This is a genomic window from Paraburkholderia sp. J7, assembly GCF_905220155.1.
Lineage (GTDB): Bacteria > Pseudomonadota > Gammaproteobacteria > Burkholderiales > Burkholderiaceae > Paraburkholderia.
This window is the reverse complement of sequence record NZ_CAJMYZ010000095.1, coordinates 1-529: the sequence shown is the minus strand read 5'-3', so window position 1 is coordinate 529 and position 529 is coordinate 1. Positions and strand designations below refer to the sequence as shown.

Sequence of the window (529 nt, the reverse complement as noted above, 5' to 3'; positions counted from 1 at the left end):
CGCGCCGCCCGTGGCGAACAGCGTGGTCTTGCCTTCGAGGATATAGACGTCGCCCGTTTCCATTTCGAGCGCGGTCACGCCGAGCACGTCGCCTTCGGCGTCGCGGATCAGGTCGAGCGCCATCCATTCGACGAAGAACGTGGTCTTCGCCGCGACGTTCTGCTGATACAGCGTGTGCAGCAGCGCGTGGCCGGTACGGTCAGCAGCCGCACAGGCGCGCTGAACCGGCTTCTCGCCGTAGTTGGCCGTGTGGCCGCCGAACGGGCGCTGGTAGATCGTGCCGTCGGCGTTACGGTCGAACGGCATGCCCATGTGTTCGAGTTCGTACACGGCGTTCGGCGCTTCACGGCACATGAACTCGATCGCGTCCTGGTCGCCGAGCCAGTCGGAACCCTTGATCGTGTCGTAGAAGTGATAGTGCCAATTGTCTTCGCTCATGTTGCCGAGCGAGGCGCCGATGCCGCCCTGCGCCGCCACCGTGTGCGAACGCGTGGGGAACACCTTCGAGAGCACGCAAACCGACAGGCCG

1 protein-coding gene is annotated in these 529 nt (G+C 64.8%); it reads right to left on the bottom strand.

The features are described 5' to 3' along the window. Nucleotides 1-529 (bottom strand): FAD-binding protein (locus tag U5A58_RS40485; RefSeq protein WP_321965464.1); only part of this gene is annotated, 529 nt, incomplete at both ends.